Below are 23030 nucleotides of genomic sequence, written 5' to 3'. Positions count from 1 at the left end.
GACCGCCCAGAACGAAATCCAATGCCGTTTTTACATCGGGTTATGCGTCTAGCGCATAACCTTGCCTCCCTGCCATGCGTTTGCCTTCAGCCTCCCAGCGCTGCCCACAAGGTGTCGATCAGCTCGCGCTTGCGCTTGGATTGCGGGTGGCGGCGGTCGTGTCCGCCGTTCTGCGGGTGCTCGCGGTACAACCGGATTTCCATTTCGATCGACAACGTGCCGCCGCCCTTGCCTTCGGCGCGTACCAGCCGCCCGGCGGCCACCTCATCACGCACCGCGCTCTCCGGCAGGAAAGCGACGCCATGACCCGCCAGCGCCATCACCTTGAGCGCTTCGGCCATGTCGGTCTCGTAGCATTTGTCGAGCAGCGGCGCCACCGGCGAGTTCTCCAGCAGCACATCGACCATGCGGCCCAGGAAAGCGTTGGGCGTGTAGCTCAGGTAAGCGATCGGCTTGCGCGCGGCAGGCGCCAACCGATAGATCGGGCGGCCATTCGCATCCGGCTTGGAGAACGGCGACAACCGCTCGGTGCCCAGCACCAGCATGTCGTAACGCGTCGGGTCGAGCTGGATCATCTGGCGCGCATGGTGATAGACCATGACGAGATCGCAGCCGCCTTCCACCAGCGTCATCACCGCATCGTGCACGTTGAGCGCGCGCAGGCGGCATTGCAGCTTGCCGATCTTCTCCTCTACCTGCGCAAGCCAGCCCGGAAAGAACGTGAGCGACAGCGTGTGCGGCACGGCAAAGTCGATGGTCGATGCGCTGGCCGGCCGCTGGCCGCGCATCAACGCACGCGTCTCACTCACCTGCGCGAGCATCGCCAGGGCCTGCTCGTAGAAGACCTCGCCCGCAGGCGTGAGGCGCGTGGGGTAGCTGGATCGATCGATCAGCTCATTGCCCAGCCATGCCTCAAGCGACTGGATGCGGCGCGAAAACGCCGGCTGTGTCACGTGCCGCAATTCTGCCGAGCGCGAAAAACTGCGCGTCTCGGCCAGGCTGATGAAGTCTTCCAGCCATTTGAGTTCCATCGCTTCTCCCTTCCCCTGCCCGTCTTATGCGTCTTCGGCCTGTTCCGTCTCGCTGGCAACCCGCTCGGGCTCGCGTGCCTGCATGCGCCACATTTGCGCGTAGCGACCTTCTGCGCGCAGCAGCTGTTCGTGCGTGCCGCGCTCGATGATGTGTCCGTGTTCCATTACCAGGATCTGATGCGCCCGCACGATGGTGGACAGCCGATGGGCAATCACCAGCGTGGTGTGGTTTTGCGCCAGGCTCATCAGTTCTTCCTGGATGGCGTGTTCAGTGCGTGAGTCCAGCGCGGAGGTGGCTTCATCAAACACCAGAATCGGCGGACGCTTGAGCAACGTGCGCGCGATCGCCACGCGCTGCTTCTCTCCGCCGGAGAGCTTCAGCCCGCGCTCGCCAACCTGCGTGTCGTAGCCGTCGGGCAGTGATTCGACAAAGTGGTGGATCTGCGCGGCACGGGCGGCTTCGATCACCTCTTCGCGCGTGGCCTCAGGCCGGCCGTAGGCGATGTTGTAGTAGATGCTGTCGTTGAAGAGCACCGTGTCTTGCGGAACGATGCCGATGGCCGCGCGCACGCTGGCCTGCGTCACGTCACGCAGGTCCTGACCATCGATCTGGATGGCGCCGGACTTCACGTCATAGAAGCGGAACAGCAGGCGCGCCAATGTCGACTTGCCCGAGCCGCTCTGCCCCACCACCGCCGTGGTCGTGCCGGCCGGAATCGTGAAGTCGACATCGAACAGGATCTGGCGCTTGGCCTCGTAGCTGAAGTCCACATGCGCGAAACGGACTTCACCGGCGTGCACGGCCAGCGGCTGCGCGTCCGGCTTGTCGGCCACTTCACGGTTGGTGCTCAGCAGGTTGAACATGCGATCCATGTCGGTCACGGCCTGCTTGAGCTCGCGGTAGATCACGCCAAGGAAGTTGAGCGGGATGTAGATCTGCAGCATCAGCGTGTTGACCAGCACGAGGTCGCCCAGCGTCATGTGCCCGGCCGCCACACCTTGCGTGGCGCGATACAAGATCAGGATGAGCGCCGTGGCTACGATGACCTGCTGACCGAAGTTCAGCACCGACAGCGAATTCTGCGAGCGGATGGCGGCCGAGCGGTACTTCTGCAGGTTCTCGTCGTAGCGGCGTGCTTCGTATTCTTCGTTGCCGAAGTACTTGACGGTCTCGAAGTTGAGCAGCGAGTCGATCGCCTTCTGATTGGCGCGCGAATCCAGCTCGTTCATCTTGCGGCGGAAGTGCGTGCGCCAGTTCGTCACCGTCACCGTAAAGACGATGTAGCTCACGAGCGCGCAGAACGTGATGAGCGCAAACCACACGTCGTACTTCACGAAGAAATACGTGATGACAAGGCCCACTTCCACCAGCGTTGGCAGGATGCTGTACAGCGAGTACGAGATCAGCGACTGGATGCCGCGCGTGCCGCGTTCAATGTCGCGGCTCATGCCGCCGGTCTGGCGCTCCAGATGAAAGCGCAGCGACAACGCATGCAAATGCCGGAACACCTGCAGCGCGAGCGTGCGCACCGAGCTCTCCGTCACCTTGGAGAAGAGGATTTCCCGCAACTCCGAGAACAACGACGTCGACAGCCGCAACAGCCCATACCCGATGATGATGCCCACCGGCACGACCAGCAGCGCACGGGGGTCGCTGGGCGACACGTTCATCGAATCGATCAGCCGCTTCATGACCATCGGCACACCCAGGTTGGCCACCTTAGCCGCGATCAGGAACGACAGTGCCAGCCCCACGCGCCACTTGTACGCCATGAGGTACGGCAGCAGGCTCTTGATGGTGCGCCAGTCACCGCGGTTACCCCCGGGCGGAGGCGGTTCGGAAGAGGCGGGGAAGCGGCGCATGTGCGGTGCAATAAAATGGCGGATTGTGTATTCTCCCACCGATCACCTGTGTGCGCCCCGCACCCCGGTCCCTCCGCTTCAATGCTGCCCTGCATCATCATGTCCGACACCCAAGCCTCCACTGAGATCGTCAAGCTGCCCGCCGGCAAGCAACCCGCCGTGCGCGTCATGCCGATGCCGTCCGACGCCAACGTGCACGGCGACGTGTTCGGCGGCTGGATCATGTCGCAGGTCGACATTGCCGGGTCGATTCCGGCGGTGGTGCGCGCCAATGGGCGCGTGGCCACGATTGCGGTCAACTCGTTCGTCTTCAAGCAGCCCGTGTACGTGGGTGACCTGGTGAGCTTCTATGCCGAGGTGGTCAAGACCGGCCGCACCTCCATCACCGTCGATGTGGAGGTCTATGCGCAGCGCATGGGCACCAACGGCCGCCACGCCACCGTCAAGGTCACGGAAGCGACCCTGACCTACGTGGCCACGGACGAGACCCGCAAGCCGCGCGTGCTGCCAGAGCAGTGATTCGGCATCGCCCAATGAAAAACCCGGCCTAGGCCGGGTTTTCTTTTGCGCAGAAGTTGCGTGCTCAATTGAACTTGGAAAAGTCCGGGCGGCGCTTCTCGAAGAACGCCGTGAACGCTTCACGCGCTTCCGGCGCACGCAGCATCTCGCCAAACTGCTTGCCTTCGATCGACATACGCTCGGCGATCTGCGGCGTGGCACCCTCCTTCATCAGCCGCTTGGTCGCGCGCAGCGAAGCGGGCGGCAGCAGCGTCAGCTTACGCGCCTGGGTGCGAACGAAGGCGTCCAGTTCGCCTGCCGGCAGCACGCGGTTGACGAGGCCCAACTCGCGCGCCTCATTCGCATCGAACGGCTCACCAAACAGCAGCTTATCGGCCGCGCGGTGGTAGCCGGCCAGTTGCGGCAGCAGCAGGCTCGATGCGGCCTCCGGGCACAGGCCCAGTTGCGCGAACGGCATCGACAGCTTGGCCGTCTCCGACGCGTACACGAGGTCACAATGCAGCAGCATGGTCGTGCCCACGCCCACGGCCGCGCCGCTCACCGAGGCAATCAGCGGCTTGGTTGCCGTGCTGATCGCCCTCAGGAACTGGTGCACCGGAGCGCTCTCATCCTTGGGTGGGTTCTTCATGAAGTCTTCGAGATCGTTGCCGGCCGTGAAGACGCTCTCGTGGCCTGCCAGCACGATCACGCGGATAGCGGGGTCGGTCTCGGCGGCCACCAGAGCATCCGCCAGCGTCTGGTACATCGCGGCGGTGATGGCGTTCTTGCGGTCCAGACGGTCAAAGGTGAGCGTGAGGACGCCGTCTGCGGTCTCGGTACGAATCGACATGAAAACTCCAGGGATAAGAGCCCGTGCGCGACTAAATCGGCACGGGTGAATCAGATAGATAGCCGACGGAGAACGCGTTGGCCCCCACGTTCAACGCCACGGTCAGGCTCATCGGCGCGAGCAGCACTTCCACGCCGTGGTCCTGCGCGGTCCGCATCAACGCTTGCACCGGCTCCATGCGGCGCACGGTGTCGAGTGAACCGGAATACGTGATCGCCACCACGGGCGTGGCCAACCGCTCCTCGGCGATCATGGTTTCGACATGCGCGAGCAGGCGGCGGATGCCCTCATCGGAGCCGCGCACCTTGGCGATGGCTTCGGTCTCTCCGCGGTGCATGTGGATGAGCGGGCGCACGTTGAACGCCGTGCCCATCATGTAGCGGCCCCAGGTGATGCTCTTCTCGCCCTTTTGCTTGGCGCGCGTGTACATGTATAGCAGTTCGTCGGGCACGAGGTAGACGTGCGAGGCATCGCGCAGGCGGTTCTCGATCACGTTGACCACGTCACGCACCTCCGCGCCTTCGCGCAGCATGCGCGCGGCCTCGTGCACCATCAGCGCTTGGCCTGGGCCGATGGCGCCGGTGTCCACCACCGTCAACTCAAACAAACCGGAGCGGCCGGCATCCTTGCGCGGCTTGAAGCTCTTGGCCGTAGTGCCCACCACCGCGCCGGTGGCGTGGCTGTAGAAGTGGCTACGTGAGCTGGCAATCGTCAGCAGCAAAGCGCGATCATGCTGCGTGACCACGTGCTTGAGCAGAAAGTCTTCGATCTCGCGTTCGAGCAGCGGGATCGACTCAGCATAGTGGTCCTGCTTGTCGACGAGGTACTTGCGATAGAGCTGCGGAAGCGCTTCCTCATCACGGCGGTCTTCCACAAACTGCTCGCCCGCACGAATGCGGAACGGCACCACGCCCAAACCCAGTTGATCGATCATCGAGCGCGGCATATCGCATGCCGCGTCGGTCAACACGATGGTGTCGCCGATTGTCTTGCCCATTGCGCCCTCCTCTTTGGCACCGCCGGTGACCCGGTGGTGTGTCTCCTCTTATGCGGAGTCGCGGCTCCGCTTCTGTGGCGTGCCCACTGGCGTGGGCCGCATTCTTCGGCGCGCTTGTTTTGTAGTGCTGTGCGCGCCTGCGCAATCATGCGTTGTGAGACGGGCGATTTACAAGCAGGGGGAAGAACTTAATCCTTCCCCCTGACGTGGGGTCACATGCGTTCGAAAATGCCTGCAGCGCCCATGCCGGTGCCGACGCACATCGTCACCATGCCGTACTTCAGGTTGCGACGGCGCAGGCCGTGCACGACGGTGGCCGCACGAACGGCACCCGTGGCGCCTAGCGGGTGGCCCAGCGCGATCGCACCGCCCAGGGGGTTGATCTTGCTGGTGTCCAGCCCCAGGTCCTGAATCACGGCCAGCGACTGTGCAGCAAACGCTTCGTTCAGCTCGATCCAGTCAAGCTGATCTTGCGTGAGACCACCCGCCTTCAGCGCCGCAGGAATCGCTTCCTTCGGGCCGATGCCCATGATCTCCGGTGGCACACCGCGCACGGCAAACGACACGAAGCGCGCCAGCGGCACCAGGTTGAACTGCTTGAGGATCTTTTCCGACACCAGGATCAGCGCGCCCGAACCATCCGACGTCTGCGAGCTGTTGCCTGCCGTCACGCTGCCCTTGTTGGCGAACACGGCGCGCAGCTTGCCCAGCCCTTCGAGCGACGTATCGGCACGCGGACCTTCGTCCAGCGACAGCGTGCGCGTCTTCAGGTCGATCGCCCCCGTACCCAAGTTCGGGAACTTCTCGATGATCTCGATCGGGGTGATCTCGTCCTTGAACTCGCCGGCTTGTTGCGCGGCCAGCGCCTTCTGGTGCGACAGCAGCGAGAAGGCATCCTGCGCCTCGCGCGAGATCTTCCATTGCTGGGCGACCTTCTCAGCCGTCAGGCCCATGCCGTAAGCGATACCGATGTTTTCGTCACGCGTGAAGATGTCCGGCGACATCGACGGCGAGTTGCCCATCATCGGCACCATGCTCATCGATTCGACACCGGCGGCAATCATCACGTCGGATTCGCCCACGCGGATGCGGTCAGCGGCCATGGCCACGGCGGTCAGGCCCGAAGCGCAGAAGCGGTTGACGGTCACGCCACCCACCGTGTTCGGCAGGCCGGCCAGCAGCGCGCCGATACGCGCCACGTTCAGGCCCTGCTGCGCTTCGGGAATCGCGCAGCCGACGATGGCGTCTTCGATCAGCGCCGGGTCCAGGTTGGGCACCTGGGCGACAGCACTCTTGAGGATGGTCGCCAGCAAATCGTCCGGGCGCAGGTTCTTGAGCGTGCCCTTGGGCGCCTTGCCGATCGGGGAACGGGTCGCGGCGACGATGTAGGCGTCTTGCAGTTGCTTGGTCATGATGAAATTCCTTTCTCTGTCGTCGCGGCAATCAGTTGCGGACCGGCTTGCCCGTTTGGAGCATGCCCATGATGCGTTCCTGGGTCTTGGCGCTGCTGAGCAGATCGACGAAGGCCTTGCGCTCCAGCGCCAGCAGCCATTCTTCGTCCACCAGCGCGCCGGCTTCCACGTCGCCGCCGCACACGGCTTCGGCGATGCGCGAGGCGATCGTGAAGTCGTGCTGCGAAATGAAGCCGCCGTCACGCATGTTCACCAGCGACGCCTTGATGGTGGCGACGCCCGAACGGCCCGCCACCGGAATGGCCACCGGACGCAGCGGCGCGCGGTAGCCCGAATCGGACAGCGCACGCACTTCGTTGCGTGCCACATGCAGCAGCTCGTGCACGTTGAAGACGATGGTGTCGGTCGGTTGCAGGTAGCCGATCTTCTGCGCATCCAGCGCGGAAGACGACACCTTGGCCATGGCCGCAGCCTGGAAGCGGTTGGTCAGGAATTGCAGGATGTTGGTGCTACCTGCTGCCTGCGCCGCCTTGGCAGCGGCCAATGCGGCTTCCTTCAGACCGCCGCCAGCCGGCACCAGGCCCACGCCCACTTCCACCAGACCCATGTAGGTTTCCAGCGCAGCCACACGCTTGGCCGAGTGCAGCATCAGCTCGCAGCCACCGCCCAGCGCGATGCCCGACGCAGCCGACACGACCGGCACGCCGGCGTACTTCACGCGCATCATGCCGTCCTGGAATTTCTTGACGAACGGCTCGATGCCCTTGGCACCGCCCATCATGAAGGCCGGCATCGCCTCTTCCAGATTCGCACCCGCGGAGAACGGACCACCCGGCGCACCCAGCTTGAGCGATGTTGGCTGCCACACCACCAGACCCTTGTAGCCGGCTTCGGCCAGATCCACCGCACGCGTCAGACCGTCGATGACGCTCGGTCCGATGGTGTTCATCTTGCTCTTGAACGAGATGATCAGCACATCGTCCTGACCCTCCGCATCGTCCACCCAGATGCGCACGGCATCGGTCTCTTCGATGGTCTTGCCATACGTGAGCGGGTTGACGGTGGTCGCACCCTTGATCGGTGCGCGGAACACTTGGCGGCCATACACCGGCAGCGTGCTGCGCGACAGGAAAGCGTTTTGGTTAGCCGACCACGAACCCTGTGCCGAATGCACACCGCCGTTGTCTGCCACCGGGCCGGAGAACACCCACTGCGGCAGCGCTGCGTTCGACAGCGCCTTGCCGGCTTCGATGTCTTCCTTCACCCACTCGGCCACTTGCTTCCAACCGGCTTCTTGCCAGTCTTCGAACGGGCCGCTGTTCCAGCCGAAGCCCCAACGGATTGCCAGATCGACTTCTGCTGCGGAGTCGGCAATCTGTTCGAGGTAGACAGCGATGTAATGGAACACGTCGCGGAAGACGGCCCACAGGAACTGCGCCTGCGGGTTGGTCGATTCACGCAGCAGCTTCAGGCGCTCGGCCGGATCCTTCTTCAGGATGCGAACGACCAGTTCGTCGGCCTTCTTGCCGCTCGGGCCGTACTGGCCGCTTTGCGGGTCCAGCACCTTGATGTCCTTGCCTTCCTTCTTGTAGAAGCCGGCGCCGGTTTTCTGGCCCAGGGCACCGGCTTCCACCAGCTTGGCCAGCACGGGCGGCGTGGCATAGACCGGGGCAAACGGATCGTCCTTCAGATTGTCCTGCATCGTCTTGATGACGTGCGCCATGGTGTCCAGGCCCACCACGTCCGCCGTGCGGAACGTCGCCGACTTGGCACGGCCCAGCTTCGAGCCCGTCAGGTCATCCACCACGTCGAACGGAATGCCGTACTTGGCCGATTCCGCAAACACCGCCAGGATCGAGAAGATGCCAACGCGGTTGGCGATGAAGTTGGGCGTGTCCTTCGCACGCACCACGCCCTTGCCGAGCGCGGAGGTCAGGAACGTTTCCAGCTTGTCGAGGATGTCGCCACGCGTGTGCGCGGTCGGGATCAGCTCGACCAGATGCATGTAGCGCGGCGGGTTGAAGAAGTGCACGCCGCAGAAGCGCGACTTCAGTTCCGCGTCAAAGCCATCCGACAGTTCGGTGATCGACAGGCCCGAGGTGTTCGACGCGAAGATCGCGTGCGGAGCAATGTGCGGCGCGACCTTCTTGTACAGGTCGTGCTTCCAGTCCATGCGCTCGGCAATGGCTTCGATGACGAGGTCGCAATCGCGCAGCTTCTCGATGTCGTCTTCGTAGTTGGCGGCCTGGATCAGATTGGCATCGTCCTTGATGCCCAGCGGTGCCGGCGACAGCTTCTTCAGGTTCTCAATCGCCTTGAGCGCGATGCCGCTCTTCGGGCCTTCCTTGGCCGGAAGATCGAACAGCGTGACGGGAACCTTGGCGTTGATCAGGTGCGCGGCAATCTGCGCGCCCATCACGCCGGCGCCCAACACAGCGACGCGTCGGACGAGGAAGTTGGAACGCGCGCCAGCTTGCGGCTGGGCGACGGGGAGTTCGGTACGGGTCATGACATCCTCAACTGAAAAGAGGAAAGAGACGAGCGGGGCGACGGTCTGTGTGCGTCGCCCCGAGGGGGAGTGCCGCTGTTTGCTTAGAACAGATCGGCTTCGAGTGCCATCAGCGTCGCGCCGCCGGCACGCGCCATGCGGATCTGCGAAGCCGTTTCGGGCAGCAGCTTGGCGAAGTAGAAACGCGCCGTCGCCAGCTTGACCTTGTAGAAGGTGTCGCCGCTGTTTTGCTTCTCCAGCGCGATCTTGGCCATGCGGGCCCAGAAGTACGAGAACACCAGGTGGCCGACCACACGCAGGTACGGCACAGCTGCCGCGCCCACTTCGTCCGGGTTGGCCATGGCCTTCATGCCGATTTCCATGGTCAGCTTCTGGACCTTGTCACCGATGTCGGCCAGCGGGTTGATGAACTCCTGCATGGCTTCGTTGGTGCCTTCGGCTTCGACGAAGTCCTGGACCAGCTTGCCGAACTTCTTCATCTTGGCGCCCATGTCGCCCAGGATCTTGCGGCCCAGCAGGTCCAGCGACTGCACGGTGTTCGTGCCTTCGTAGATCATGTTGATGCGGGCGTCGCGCACGTACTGCTCCATGCCCCACTCGGCGATGTAGCCGTGGCCGCCGAAGACTTGCATGCCTTCGTTGGTGGAGATGAATGCGTTGTCGCTCAGGAAAGCCTTGGCGATCGGGGTCAGCAGCGCGACGAGGTCGGCGGCATCCTTGCGCACGGATTCGTCCTCGTGCGACAGCTCGCGGTCGATCTGCAGGGCGATCCAGTAGCTGAACGCGCGGCCACCTTCGGCGAAGGCGCGCTGCGTCAGCAGCATGCGGCGCACGTCCGGGTGCACGATGATCGGGTCGGCCGGCTTGTCCGGTGCCTTCGGGCCCGACAGGCTGCGCATCTGCAGGCGTTCCTTGGCGTAGGCGGCCGAGTTCTGGTACGCGACTTCGGTCAGGCCCAGGCTCTGCATGCCGACGCCCAGGCGGGCGGCGTTCATCATCACGAACATGGCGTTCAGGCCCTTGTTCGGCTCGCCGACCATCCAGCCGCGGGCGCCGTCCAGGTTGATCACGCAGGTGGCGTTGCCGTGGATGCCCATCTTGTGTTCGATGGAGCCGCACTTCACGGTGTTGCGCTCGCCCGGGTTGCCGCTGGCATCGGGGATGAACTTCGGCACCACGAACAGCGAGATGCCCTTGGTGCCGCCGGGTGCGTCCGGCAAGCGAGCCAGCACCAGGTGGATGATGTTCTCAGCCAAGTCGTGCTCGCCTGCCGAGATGAAGATCTTCGTGCCGGTGATGGCGTATGAGCCGTCGGCCAGCGGTTCAGCCTTGGTGCGCAGGATGCCGAGGTCTGTGCCACAGTGCGGCTCGGTCAGACACATCGTGCCGGTCCACACGCCCGACACCAGCTTCGGCAGGTAACGCTGCTTGAGCTCATCCGTGCCGTGGGCGTGCAGGGCTTCATACGCGCCGTGCGACAGGCCGGGGTACATCGTCCACGCCTGGTTAGCCGAGTTCAGCATCTCGTACACGGCGTTGTTGATCAGGATGGGCAGGCCCTGGCCGCCGTACTCCGGATCACAGCCCAGTGCGGGCCAACCGCCTTCAACATACTGTTGGTACGCTTCCTTGAAGCCCTTGGGTGCGGTCACCACGCCGTCGCCGTGGTACGTGCAGCCCTCGCGATCGCCGGACTGGTTGATCGGGAAGATGACTTCCGAGCAGAACTTGCCGGCTTCCTCGATCACCTGGTTGATGGTGTCGGCATCGATCTCCGCGTGCTGCGGCATCTGCTTCAGGTGGTCCTCCACGCCGAGAAGCTCGTGGAGAACAAACTGCATGTCACGCAGCGGTGCGGTGTATTGACCCATCTTGCAACTCCTTGGTGTGTACTGCGCGACCGCTAGGTGTGCGATGCCGCGTCAGGTTCGGTAAGACTGAATGAGTTTGTTAAGCGCCACCATGGCCAGCTCGGCGCTGTTCGGCAACCGCAGGAAACGCGCATCGTGGTGCAAGCCCAGTTCCAGGCTGTACATCTCGAAGAGCATCAACTGCGGGTCCGCTTCTGCACGCAGGTGGCCTTCTTCCTTTGCCTGTGCGATCGCGCGGGCCAGTGCCGCCCGCCAGATCGTCACGCTCTTGACGAGTTCGTCACGCACCGGGCTCTCCGCTCGGTCGTCGTACTCCACCGCGCCGCTGATGTAGATGCAGCCCGTGGTCACTTCCTGAATGCGGCGTTCCATCCAGCGGCGCACCATGCTCCACAGGCGCGGCAGACCGCGCGGTTCCGTCAAGCTCGGGTAGAAGACTTCCTGCTCGAACCGTTTGTGATACTCGCGGACCACTTCCACCTGCAGATCCTCACGCGAGCCGAAGTGCGCGAACACCCCGCTCTTGCTCATCTGCATGCGCTCCGCGAGCACACCGATCGTCAACCCTTCCAGTCCGTCGCGCGAGGCCAGTTCCAGCGCGGCATCGAGAATCGCTGCACGCGTCAGCTCGCCCTTGCGCATCGGCGTGGCTGCTGCGTGATTCGATTCAAGACGAGCGGTCGGGTGACGCATGATGATTTCTCTCCGTTCTTTTCTGGGGCATGGCGCGCGACAAAAGCGGCTTAAAACCCAGCGCTTTGCAAGGCGCCTTTCGCGTGCCGGGCAGGACTGTAAACCAGCCTGCGGAAACACTCTAGCCCAAAATCGAACGGTCGTTCAATTATTTACAGGGCCCTGTATAGCGGCAAGTGTTTTATTAGAAAGCCGCATCTAAATGAAGGCGCCACAAAGGCGCCCTCTGCGGTGCAGCAAAATTCCAGCAAACCCTTTTAATAGAAGCATTTGCAGGGTGTGCGCCGCACCCAGACAACCAGTGCGGCGCAGCATTCTCGACCGATTTTCTAGTGCTACCCGTCAGTAAATAAAACGGGGCGAAATCAGGCCGGTGCGGTGCCCGCACACATGCGGCCGCGCCGGAAGATGCGGGCGTCCATTTCGCGTAGATCCGGTGCCACGGCAACCTCTGCGGCACATTGGTCGAGCACGTCGCGCTGCAGGTCGATACCGGGGGCAATTTCGGTCAGCGTGAGGCGGCGGCCGCCTTGGCCATCGTCGCGCATCTCGAAGACGGCGCGTTCGGTCACATAGCGCACAGGAATGCCCGAGCGCGCCGCGTAGTCGCCATTGAAGGTGAGGTGCGAGACAGCCGGCACGATCTTCTTGAGGCGCCCTTCGCGCACGATGCGCAGTTTGCCGCCGTCGGCTTCGACCTGAAGGCCGCCAGCCGTAAGCGTGCCCATGAACACAACCGAGCGCGCGCTCTGCGTGATGTTGATGAAACCGCCCACGCCCGCAACGATGGTGTCGCCGCCCTCGCCGAACAGGCTCACGTTGACGTTGCCGGCGCCGTCCAGTTCCGCCAGGCCAAGGATGGCGAGATCGATGCCGCCGCCTTCGTAGAAGTCGAACTGTGCGGGCTGGTCGACCACCGCTTCCGGATAGGCGGAGGCGCCGAAGCTCAACCCGTCTGCCGGCGTACCGCCAATCGGGCCGGCCTCCACCGTGAGCGTGAAGCCACGTGCGCCCTCCTGCTCGGCCAGCGCGCCCACGGCAGCCGGCATCCCCACGCCCAGGTTCACCACGCGCGGTTGCTGTGCCATCAGTTCGAGCACGGCACGGCGCTGCACCAGCGTGCGGGCATCCAGCGCACCGTGCAGATTGGCTTCCAACGCCTCGCTCGCCTCCTGTGCGTCTTCCTTCAACTGAATCGCCTCGCCTTGCCACGGGCGGATGTAGGTCGGGTTGAACGCCTCGCCAAAGGTCATCTGATGCTCCGCTTCCTCCTCAGCGACGACCACGTAGTCGACGAGGATGCCGGGCACATGAATCGCCTGCAGGTTGTCGTGCCGATCCACCAGGCGCCGCACCTGGGCGATGACGATGCCGCCCGATGCGCGCGCAGCCTGCGCCATGGCCAGCAGTTCGTGATGGAAGGCCTCCTCGTGCGTGCTGATGTTGCCGCGCGGGTCGGCGGCCGTGCCGCGCAGGAACACGCAGTGCAGCGGGAAGCTCGGATAGAAGAGGTAGTCTTCTCCGCGAAAGCGCTCATACTCGACCCACGATGCCGTGCCCGCCGCCCGCGCCGCCTTGGCACGCGCATTGATGGCGCCGCCGTGGTAGCGCGCGTCGAGTTCGGTACGCGGGTCGACGAAGGTGTGCAGACCGATCTTGGTCAGCACACCCGGCTTGCCGCCCGCGATGGCGCGATACAGATGCGTCAGTACCCCTTGCGGCAGGTTGAATGCATCGCACTGCTCGGCGAGCACCAGATCTGCCAAGCGCGTTGCCGAGCGCCAATGCCCGCCCACCACGCAGCGTGTCATGCCGGGATTGCCGAAGTGGTTGACGCCGCGCGTGGCGCGATCACCCTGCCCCGCCGAGTAGACCAGCGTGAGATCGCGCGGCTCGCCAGTCGCCAGAAAACGGCGCTCCAGCGCGTGTGTGACGGCCTCCGCGTGACCCGCGCCAACAAACCCGGCACACGCCACCGTCCATCCGGGCTGCACCAACCGAGCGGCTTCGTCTGCTGTGATGACCTGCATGTCTCCTCCGTCTTTGTTTTGTTTTCTACGCGCGGCTTCTCAATGACCGTGCCGCTAATACTGTGCCGCCTGTCCGCTGATGACCACGCCCAGACGCACGACCCGGTATGCGCACCAGTCTGCCAAGCGCCACCACCAGCGGCGCGCGGCGTGGGTGTCTGCGAGCACCGGGCGCGCGTGATGCGTGATGGCATCTTCCAGCACGGTGCGCAACTCGCTGGCGACCTCTGCATCCCATGCGACAACGTTGGCCTCGCGCGCGAGCAGGAAGCTGAACGGGTCGATGTTGCTCGAGCCAACCGTGGCCCAGCGCTCGTCCACGACCGCCACTTTTGCGTGCAGGAAGCTCGCGGTGTACTCGTGGATCTCCACGCCGTCGCGCAGCAGCATGTGGTACAGCGAGCGCGTTGCGAAATGCTGCAACGGATACTCAACACGCCCCTGCAACAACATGCGCACGCGCACGCCACGCCGCCGGCATGCCGCCAGCGCACGCATGAAGCGCACGCCCGGCAGGAAATACGCATTGGCGATGATCACCTCATGCCGTGCCGTACCGAGCGCCCGCAGATATTCGCGCTCGATCGCACGCCGGTTCCGCACGTTGTCGCGCAACACCAACGAGGCCAAAACGTTGCCGGGTGCGCTGCCCGGCGCGCGCGTACTTTCGGCACCGGACTCTCCGCGATGGCGCGGACGGGGCGTATCGGTCATCACCGGAAACTCGGCCGCCACGCCAGTCACACCCACCTCGCGCACGCCAGAGCGCACCCCCATTTGCCACCAGAGCCGATCGACCGTGAGCACGATCTGCGCAACCAGCGGCCCGCGCACGCGTACCGCAAAGTCGTAGCGCGCGCCCAGCGTGGCGTCATGCAGCGGTGCGTGATTCAGGTCATCGATGATGTTGATGCCGCCGACGAAGGCGATCTCATCGTCGATGACGGCGATCTTGCGGTGCAGGCGGCGCAGGTAGCGGCGCTGCAATGCGAAGCCGCGCACGGGGCGATACACGCGCCAGTCCACGCCGGCGGTGTCGAGCATCGTGGCGATGTCGGCGGGCAATGCGCCGGTGCCGAAACCGTCGACCGTCAGGTGAACCTCCACGCCACGCTGTGCGGCGCGCGCCAGAGCTTCGGTCACGCGGCGTGCGACGTCATCGTTGGTGTAGATGTAGGTTTCGAGCGCGACGCGATGTTGCGCACCATCAATGGCGGCGATCAGCGCGGGGAAGAATTCTTCTCCGCCGCACAGCAGGTCGACGTCGTTGCCCGGCAGGGGCTTGCCCCGCCGCCACTCAGAACGCAGCGGACCCGCATCGCGCACGACCCTCATGGGCGCGCCAGTTCCGCCAGTAGGGGCACGTGGTCGGAGCGCTGCGCCCACTCACGCCCCGTCAGCGCATGTGCGCGTTCAATATCGAACCCACGCACGTAGATGCGATCGAGCCGCAGCCACGGCAGATGGCTCGGGAAGGTGCGCACGGGGCGCGCATCGGCCGCCTTGTCGGCGACTTCCGTGGCGCCCAACGACTGACAGATGATGCGGTCGAGGCGGTTGTTCCAGTCGTTGAAATCACCGGCCACCACGAGCGGCGCGTCTTTTGGCACCACGGCGCGCACGCGGTCGATCAGTGCTTCAGCCTGCCGCTGCCGGCTGCGCGCAAACAGGCCGAAGTGTGCGCACAACAGGTGCACCTCACCGAAGCCGAGATCGGTCACGGCATGCAGCAAGCCACGCTGCTCAAAGCGGTGATCGGAAATGTCCAGATTCTCCGACAGCAGGATCGGAAACCGCGAGAGGATGGCGTTGCCGTGGTGCCCGTGGTCGTACACGGCGTTGCGGCCGTAGACCGTATGCGGATACACGTCGGTCGCCAGATAGCGCAGTTGCGTATAGCTCGGGGCGAACAGTTCGGAGGCAACCAGCCGGTCGTTGCGATCCTGTACTTCCTGCAGGAAGACGATGTCGGCGTCCATGGTGTGCAAGCCCTGCCGCACGTCGTGCACGCGCACGCGACGCGCAATCCCCGTCACGCCCTTGTGGATGTTGTAGGTGGCGACGCGCAAGCGGAGCATGTCAGGCCTGATCCTTTGCGATGGCGGCCTGGCGGGCCGTGTAGGCCGCCAGACGCTCGGGCAGTTGCAGGATGGCCTCGCCGTTGCTGCGTGAGAAGCAGCGCGCAGCGGCGTCTTCATAGGGTAGCCATTCGGCCTGGAGATGCTCGCGTGGCGACAATCGCACCGGCACCTTGCCGCTCACCAGCAGGCCGAACCAGTGCTCGGTGTTGCGTGTGACGCCCGGTGCGTAGCGGTGGCGCCAGCGCGGGTAGATCTCGTATTCGATCTGGTGGCCCCAGTCGATCAGGTGATGCCGGCCCGTATCAATGCCAGTTTCCTCCTGCACCTCGCGGCGGGCGGTTTCGGCCAGGGGCTCATCAAGGGCATCGCAACTGCCAGTGACGGATTGCCAGAAGCCCGGGTGATCCGCCCGCTCCATCACCAGCACATGAAGATCAGGCGTGTGGATGACGACGAGAACGGAAACGGGAATCTTGTGCGGCATGACGGTTTGGCAGCGGATAACGGCGGGCGGCACGAGCGCACCGCAGTTCGATAGCTTACCGCAGCCGGATGCCGCTGATTCAAGCCGCGCGCAATGGGCCCTGACCGGTGCGCGTGCGCGCGAGCCACAACACGGTCTCGTCGGTGGCAGTCTCGTGGCCAAGTTCGCGGCGCGCGAGTGCCAGCAGTGGGTCGAGCATTGCGGCGTAATCTGCTGCCGCCAAGTCCGATCGGGCCCATAGGGCCTCGGTTCGCTCACCGAGTTGCTGGCGCAGTGCACTGACTTGCGCGGTCAGCTCGCGCTCACGCGTGCCCAGCGCGTTGAATTTCTGGATCAGGAACCGCTGTACCTCGGTCTGCTCGGATTGCGCGTTCGCCTGCTCGAAGCGCACCACAATGGCGGACGTCTCACGCTCGATGCGCTGCAACTCTTCACGGCCCTCGCGCTCGGCGGCCTCCAGTGTCTGCAGGGCACGGCGGGCGGCCACCAGCGCGTGGGCGTGCTCGGCAAAACAGCGCTCCGCGGCAAGGTGCTTTTCTGCCAGCGAACGTGGCGTGTCGTACAGCAGCGGATGGACCGGCGCTTCCGGTGCGGCTGGCGGTAAAACGGCATCGGGCACACGCAGATTGGCGACACCGCGCAGCCAATGCATGCGGTCTGCGGCCAGGCGCCCCAGATCGCGCAGCGCATCATCCAGGCGTGAGGTCGGCGCTGAAGTTGTGGTGGTGGGCGGATGTGCGCTCTGCGCCGCGGCGGCAATCTCGGGCACGCAAGCCGCTACGGTGGTTGCCACGGCCTCGGTCATAGCGATGGCGGCACGGCGGGTGGCACGTCGGATTTCGATCCACGCCAAGGTCATGATGATCAGCGCGACGATCAGCCAGGTCAGCAGGAATTCTGCGTGCGCCACCACCCAGGTGCGCACGAAATCGATGGGGTCGTTCAAGGTGGTCCTCCTTCGCTGTCACCCAGCGTGACAACTCCAAGGGACCCTGTGCAGCAAGTTGCGTTCCAACGCGAAGCGAATGCTCAAAAACAAACCGCGCCGCCCTTGCGGGTCGGCGCGGTTTGTTGTGCAGCCTTAAGCGGCGGGGTATCAGGTCGTCGTTGCAGCGTTCGGTGCAGCCACCTTTGCCTCGGCAGCGCGCAGACGAATGTGCAATTCGCGCAATTGTTTCTCGTCGACCGGGCTCGGGGCCTGCGTGAGCAGATCCTGCGCACGCTGCGTCTTCGGGAAGGCGATCACGTCGCGGATCGAATCGGCACCGGCCATCATCGTGACAACACGGTCCAGGCCGAACGCGATGCCGCCATGCGGGGGCGCGCCGTACTGCAGTGCGTCCAGCAGGAAGCCGAACTTGGCACGCGCCTCTTCATCGTTGATCTTCAGGGCGCGGAACACCTTGCTCTGCACTTCCTCGCGATAGATCCGCACCGAGCCGCCGCCGATTTCCCAACCGTTGAGCACCATGTCGTAGGCCTTGGCGATGCACTTGCCCGGATCGGTTTCCAGGTATTCCAGGTGCTCGTCCTTCGGGCTCGTGAACGGGTGGTGCATGGCCACCCAGCGGGCGTCTTCCTCGTCGTACTCGAACATCGGGAAGTCCACCACCCACAGCGGTTTCCAGACGTCTTCAAACAGGCCAGCGCTCTTGGCGAAGTCGGAATGACCGATCTTCAGGCGCAGCGCGCCCATCGCGTCGTTCACCACCTTGGCGCGGTCGGCGCCGAAGAACAGGATGTCGCCATCCTGCGCGCCGCTGCGCTTCAGAATCTCGGCGATGGCCGCGTCGTGCAGGTTCTTCACGATCGGCGATTGCAGGCCGTCGCGGCCCTTGGCCACTTCGTTGACCTTGATCCAGGCCAGGCCCTTGGCGCCGTAGATTTCGACGAACTTGCCGTAGGCATCGATATCGCCACGCGACAGGGCAGCACCGCCCGGCACGCGCAGGGCCACCACGCGGCCGCCTTCAGCATTGGCTGCGGCGGAGAACACCTTGAAGTCGACGTCCTTCATGGCGTCGGTCAGTTCGGTGAATTCCAGCTTCACGCGCAGGTCCGGCTTGTCCGAACCGAAGCGGGCCATCGCCTCGCGGAACTCCATCACCGGGAATTTGGCATCCAGCTCGACCGACATGGTGTTCTTGAACACCGTGCGGATCATCTCTTCAAACAGGTCGCGGATTTCCTGCTCGGTCAGGAACGACGTTTCGCAGTCGATCTGGGTGAATTCAGGCTGGCGGTCAGCGCGCAGGTCTTCGTCGCGGAAGCACTTGGTGATCTGGTAGTAGCGGTCGAAGCCCGACACCATCAGCATCTGCTTGAAGAGCTGCGGCGATTGCGGCAGCGCGAAGAACTGGCCGGCGTTCACACGCGAGGGGACGAGGTAGTCGCGCGCGCCTTCGGGCGTGCTCTTGGTCAGCATCGGCGTTTCGATGTCGATGAAGCCCTTGTCGTCTAGGTACTTGCGCACTTCCATCGCCACCTTGTAGCGCAGGCGCAGGTTGTACTGCATCTGCGGGCGACGCAGATCCAGCACGCGGTGCGTCAGGCGCGTGGTTTCCGACAGGTTGTCGTCGTCCAGCTGGAACGGCGGCGTGACGGAGGCGTTGAGCACCGTCAGTTCCTGGCACAGCACTTCAACCTTGCCGCTGGCGAGGTTGGCGTTGGTGGTGCCTTCCGGGCGGGCGCGCACGAGGCCCTTCACTTGCAGGCAGAACTCGTTGCGCACGCCTTCTGCCACCTTGAACATCTCTGGGCGGTCCGGGTCGCACACGACCTGCACCAGGCCTTCACGGTCGCGCAGGTCGATAAAGATCACGCCGCCATGGTCACGACGGCGATGCGCCCAGCCCGACAGCGTGACGCTCTGGCCGAGCAGTTGTTCGGTGACCTGACCGCAGTATTGAGTACGCATTTGCATGTTGTGGTTTTCCGCGAAGCGCGCCGCCAACAGGGCGTCGCGCGAGAAAGTTGATCGAGAGGGCCGGAGGGATCAGTTCGCGCTACCGGCCAATTGCATTGACTTAAGGGGCTGATACGGCGCCGCCAGCATCGGGCAGCGCGTTCGGATTCGAAGGGTCGCGCGGCAAATTGGCCGGCGACCGGTCCTCCGTATGTGGCGTGCCATCGGGCGGGTCCATGCGGCGCGGCAGCGTTTCGGGCGCCACCACCCCCATCGATACGATGTACTTGAGCGCCGCATCCACCGTCATGTCCAGCTCGATGGTGTCGGCCTTGGGCATCATCAGGAAGAAGCCCGACGTCGGGTTGGGCGTGGTCGGCACGTACACGCTGACGTACTCGCCCTGCAGGTGGTTTTCCACATCCCCGCCGGGGCGGCCAGTCAGGAAGGCGATCGTCCACGAGCCCTCACGCGGGTACTGCACCAGCAGCGCCTTGCGGAACGCATTGCCGCTGGACGACAGCAGCGTGTCCGACACCTGCTTGACGCTCGTGTAGATCGGGCCGACCACGGGAATGCGGCCCAGCAGCGCTTCCCACCACAGCACCAGCTTCTGGCCGATGAAGTTGTGCGCCAGCACGCCCACGATCAGGATGAACGCCAGCGTCAGAATTGCGCCCAGGCCAGGGATCTTCACGCCGAACAAGCGCTCGGGCTGCCAAGCTTCCGGAAGCAGCGCCAAGCTCTGGTCCATCGTGCCGAGGACAAGCGACAGCACCCACAGCGTGATCGCAAGCGGGACGAGCACCAGAAGACCGGTCAGGAACCATGTCTTGAGCGCGCTGGTTTTCTGTTTCATGGGACGGTGGGCCAAGAAGTCTAGGACGCGATCAGTGGCACGCGCACGACGTGCCGCAACCGCCCGAAGCCGCCGGTGCAGCGCTGGCGGTGGACGACGTGCTGTCGGACGCAGGGGCCGAAGCTGCCGGCGTAGCAGCCGGTGCAGCGGCATCCGTCTTGGTCGCCGTGCCGGCGGCGGACGTACCGCCCGAGCCACCGCGGAAGTCCGTCACATACCAGCCCGAACCCTTGAGCTGGAAGCCGGCAGCAGTGAGCTGCTTCTTGAACGCCGGCGCGCCGCACTCCGGGCAATCCGTCAGCGGCGCGTCGCTCATCTTCTGCAGCACATCTTTGGCGTGGCCGCAGGCGTCGCATCGATAAGCATAGATCGGCATGGTGTCCTCACCCTGGAACAAACGAAATTCGAGAAAACGATTGAAATGCCCACGCCCACCGCAATTCCAGCGCAGAAAAGCGCACAGGCTCGCGAAATATTGGGGCAACTGCGCCGGTTGCAAGTCCATCAGACAAGCATGGGCGCGCAAAGCCTTGAATTATAAACCCTTTCAGTGGGATTCCTGACCGCGGTTGCGCGAGGTTGCAGCATGGGCGATGGCGGCACGCCACAATGTGGCACACCACGCATTTCATCGCCCCTTGCCCTGCAGCGCTGGGTCAGGCTTGCGTGGCGGCTTTGGTGGTTGGCGCGCGATTCTCGATCCACTGCGGCCCGAGCGAGCCCAGGATCATCGCGCCCAGGCTGGCCAGCAGGCCAACCAATTGTGGCGGAAGCGCCGCATCTGGCAAGAACACTTCGCACCAGATCCACGCCGCCAAGCCCAAGATGATGGCCAGCAGACCGCCCTGCTTGGTCGCGCGTTTCCAGAACAGGCCGAAGGCCAGCGGCACGAAAGCCGCCACCAGCGTCACCTTGTAGGCGCTCTCGACCATGTGGAAGATCGACAGGTGCGAGTTCAGCGCAAACAGCGTCACCAGCACCGTGAAGGTCAGCACCACCGCCTGCATCACGCGCAGGAAGCGCTTGTCGTCCATGTTCGGCAGCAGCGGACGCAGCACGTTTTCAGCAAAGGTCACGGACGGTGCCAACAGCGTCGCGCTGGCGCAGCTCTTGATGGCCGACAGCAGCGCGCCGAAGAACATCACCTGCGCGAAGACCGGCGCATGCTGCAGCACCAGATTGGGCAGGATCATCTGCGAGTCGCTATCGATGTACTTGGCGACCATCTCCGGGTCGATCAGCGTGGCGGAATACGCCAGGAACATCGGCACGAACGCGAACATGAAGTACAGCACACCGCCCAGCACCGAAGCCGTGCCAGCGATGCGTTCGGTACGCGATGAGGTCACGCGCTGGAACACGTCCTGCTGCGGAATCGAGCCAAGCATCATGGTGATCCAGGCGGTCACAAAGCCGATGATCTCGATCGGGTTGAACGCCGGCCAGAACGAGAACTTGCCCGAAGCCGCCGCGTGCGCCACCACCGTACCCACGCCGCCGGCCTGGCCCGAGACTTCCCAGCCGATGTACAGCATGCCGATCACGATGATGATCATCTGGATGAAGTCCGTCACCGCCACCGACCACATGCCGCCGAACAGCGTGTAGACCAGCACGCTGCCCGCGCCGATCATCATGCCCATGTCTTGCGAGACGGCGCCGTCCGACACGGTGTAGAACACCAGCCCAAGTGCCTTGATCTGCGCCGCCACCCAGCCCAGGTACGACACGACGATGCACAGGGTGGTCAGCGTTTCGGCCACGCGGCCAAAGCGGTTGCGGTAGAAGTCACCAATGGTGAGCAGGTTCATCCGGTACAGCGGCTTGGCGAAGAACAAGCCCACCAGAATCAGGCACAGGGACGAACCGAACGGATCGGCCACCACGCCATGCAGGCCGCCCTTGAGAAATTCTGCGGGAATGCCCAGCACCGCCTCGGAGCCGAACCAGGTGGCAAACACCGTGGCGGTCACGACGTAGAACGGCAGGCTGCGGCCGGCCACCGCAAAGTCGGCCGCGTCGCGCACACGCAGTGCAGCCCAGAGGCCGATCCCGACCGAAATCACCCAGTAAACAATGACAAACCAGATCAGCATGGCAGCGCGGAAGAATTGCAGGAAATCCCGTTGGCGGCCAAGCCGGGCGCCGGGCGAAGTGGCGGGATTATAGCGATGGGACTGCGCGACGGGGCATCGGTGCGACCACGAATACGACCCCGTTTGCCACTTTTTTGTGCGGCGGCCCACAACGGGCGTCCGTAGGCTTTTTGTTGACTGCCACCAATGTTGCTTCGCACCAACACTGGCCGCAGTCAGGATCAATCGGCCCTGCGGCGCCAGATTTGCCAGCGCTCGCGGCCGGCAAACACCGGGATCGAATCGGCCTCGGCGATCGGCGTGTCGCTGACGCGCTCGAAAGCCGGCAATAGCAGCGCGTCCAGCTCGGCCTGAGTTGTCTCGAACGGCGGGCCCTTGGGCACGGCGTCCCGGCCCTCCACCACGGCAAAGAAGCCTGCCAGCAGTCCGCCCGGCGGCAACAGCTTCGCAACCTGCGTGGCGTAATCCGGCCACAGCCGGCGCGGCATCGCGCACAGGAATGCGCGCTCGTAGATCCATTGCACCGGCCGATGCGGCACAAAACGGAAGAAATCCGCCAGCTCCACCACATCGGCATACGGGCCCAGCACGGCCTTGGCCGACGTCACCGCGCTCGGCGCAAAGTCGATGGCCGTGACAGGCCAGCCGCGCTCGGCCAGCCAACCAGCCTCATAGGCGTTGCCGCAACCCGGGATCAGCGTAGAAAGTGGCGCAGGCTGCGCTTCAAGGAATTGCCGGAAGGCAGCCGGCACACCGTGTGCATCCCAGGGCGTGTGCTCGCGGCTGAAGCGCTCGTCCCAGAAAGCAGGATCGGCGGCGTCACGGGATTGGAAGACGGGGGGCTCGGCCAT

The 23030-nt window shown here is 64.2% G+C and carries 19 protein-coding genes; 1 reads left to right on the top strand and 18 read right to left on the bottom strand.

The window, feature by feature from the left end; translation table 11 throughout:
- Positions 1 to 86: 86 nt before the first annotated feature.
- Positions 87 to 1031, bottom strand: coding sequence for a LysR substrate-binding domain-containing protein (locus V6657_RS02105; protein ID WP_048934002.1), 945 nt, complete (start codon positions 1029 to 1031; stop codon positions 87 to 89).
- A 24-nt stretch (positions 1032 to 1055) separates the two neighbouring features.
- Positions 1056 to 2894, bottom strand: a complete 1839-nt coding sequence (locus tag V6657_RS02100; RefSeq protein ID WP_048934001.1) for an ABC transporter ATP-binding protein/permease — start codon at positions 2892 to 2894, stop codon at positions 1056 to 1058.
- Between the two features lie 99 nt (positions 2895 to 2993).
- Between V6657_RS02100 and V6657_RS02095 the strand changes: the two genes are divergently transcribed.
- Positions 2994 to 3413, top strand: coding sequence for an acyl-CoA thioesterase (locus tag V6657_RS02095; protein ID WP_171017954.1), 420 nt, complete (start codon positions 2994 to 2996; stop codon positions 3411 to 3413).
- Between the two features lie 64 nt (positions 3414 to 3477).
- Here V6657_RS02095 and V6657_RS02090 read toward each other — a convergent pair whose 3' ends face one another.
- The 16 genes from V6657_RS02090 to V6657_RS02015 form a co-directional block, all read right to left on the bottom strand.
- Entirely contained in the window at positions 3478 to 4242 is a 765-nt protein-coding gene (locus V6657_RS02090; RefSeq protein WP_048933999.1) for an enoyl-CoA hydratase, read from the bottom strand.
- Positions 4243 to 4273: 31 nt separating this feature from the next.
- Positions 4274 to 5239: a DegV family protein gene (locus tag V6657_RS02085; RefSeq protein ID WP_048933998.1), complete on the bottom strand. Its 966-nt coding sequence runs from the start codon at positions 5237 to 5239 to the stop codon at positions 4274 to 4276.
- A gap of 212 nt (positions 5240 to 5451) precedes the next feature.
- A complete protein-coding gene (locus V6657_RS02080; protein WP_048933997.1) occupies positions 5452 to 6651 on the bottom strand; it encodes an acetyl-CoA C-acyltransferase in 1200 nt (399 codons plus the stop codon).
- Positions 6652 to 6682: 31 nt separating this feature from the next.
- Complete coding sequence (locus V6657_RS02075) at positions 6683 to 9160, bottom strand: 3-hydroxyacyl-CoA dehydrogenase/enoyl-CoA hydratase family protein (RefSeq protein WP_048933996.1); 2478 nt, start codon at positions 9158 to 9160, stop codon at positions 6683 to 6685.
- Between the two features lie 83 nt (positions 9161 to 9243).
- On the bottom strand, positions 9244 to 11031 hold the full coding sequence (locus V6657_RS02070) for an acyl-CoA dehydrogenase C-terminal domain-containing protein (protein ID WP_048933995.1): 1788 nt from the start codon (positions 11029 to 11031) through the stop codon (positions 9244 to 9246).
- 51 nt (positions 11032 to 11082) lie between these two features.
- Positions 11083 to 11673: a TetR/AcrR family transcriptional regulator gene (locus V6657_RS02065; RefSeq protein ID WP_021196492.1), complete on the bottom strand. Its 591-nt coding sequence runs from the start codon at positions 11671 to 11673 to the stop codon at positions 11083 to 11085.
- Between the two features lie 416 nt (positions 11674 to 12089).
- Positions 12090 to 13754 (bottom strand): CoA-transferase, encoded by a 1665-nt coding sequence (locus tag V6657_RS02060; protein ID WP_048933994.1) that lies wholly within the window; start codon positions 13752 to 13754, stop codon positions 12090 to 12092.
- A gap of 54 nt (positions 13755 to 13808) precedes the next feature.
- The gene (clsB, locus tag V6657_RS02055) at positions 13809 to 15089 is read right to left on the bottom strand and encodes a cardiolipin synthase ClsB (protein ID WP_048933993.1); all 1281 of its coding nucleotides are present in this window, start codon (positions 15087 to 15089) and stop codon (positions 13809 to 13811) included.
- Entirely contained in the window at positions 15086 to 15832 is a 747-nt protein-coding gene (locus tag V6657_RS02050) for an endonuclease/exonuclease/phosphatase family protein (RefSeq protein WP_048933992.1), read from the bottom strand. Before V6657_RS02050 ends, clsB begins: the two co-directional genes overlap by 4 nt.
- 1 nt (position 15833) lies before the next feature.
- Positions 15834 to 16319, bottom strand: a complete 486-nt coding sequence (gene nudB, locus V6657_RS02045; RefSeq protein WP_048933991.1) for a dihydroneopterin triphosphate diphosphatase — start codon at positions 16317 to 16319, stop codon at positions 15834 to 15836.
- Between the two features lie 79 nt (positions 16320 to 16398).
- Positions 16399 to 17265: a hypothetical protein gene (locus tag V6657_RS02040; RefSeq protein WP_048933990.1), complete on the bottom strand. Its 867-nt coding sequence runs from the start codon at positions 17263 to 17265 to the stop codon at positions 16399 to 16401.
- A 150-nt stretch (positions 17266 to 17415) separates the two neighbouring features.
- A complete protein-coding gene (aspS, locus tag V6657_RS02035) occupies positions 17416 to 19242 on the bottom strand; it encodes an aspartate--tRNA ligase (protein ID WP_048934175.1) in 1827 nt (608 codons plus the stop codon).
- Positions 19243 to 19345: 103 nt separating this feature from the next.
- Positions 19346 to 20083, bottom strand: coding sequence for a DUF502 domain-containing protein (locus V6657_RS02030; RefSeq protein ID WP_048933989.1), 738 nt, complete (start codon positions 20081 to 20083; stop codon positions 19346 to 19348).
- A 31-nt stretch (positions 20084 to 20114) separates the two neighbouring features.
- Entirely contained in the window at positions 20115 to 20459 is a 345-nt protein-coding gene (locus V6657_RS02025; protein ID WP_048934174.1) for an FmdB family zinc ribbon protein, read from the bottom strand.
- A gap of 280 nt (positions 20460 to 20739) precedes the next feature.
- Entirely contained in the window at positions 20740 to 22179 is a 1440-nt protein-coding gene (locus tag V6657_RS02020) for a sodium:solute symporter family protein (RefSeq protein ID WP_048933988.1), read from the bottom strand.
- A gap of 221 nt (positions 22180 to 22400) precedes the next feature.
- Positions 22401 to 23030, bottom strand: coding sequence for an SAM-dependent methyltransferase (locus V6657_RS02015; RefSeq protein ID WP_048933987.1), 630 nt, complete (start codon positions 23028 to 23030; stop codon positions 22401 to 22403).

This window comes from Ralstonia sp. RRA, from assembly GCF_037023145.1.
Classification (GTDB): domain Bacteria; phylum Pseudomonadota; class Gammaproteobacteria; order Burkholderiales; family Burkholderiaceae; genus Ralstonia.
Note: the sequence above shows the minus strand (reverse complement) of the source record. Positions and strands in the feature narration are given on the sequence as shown.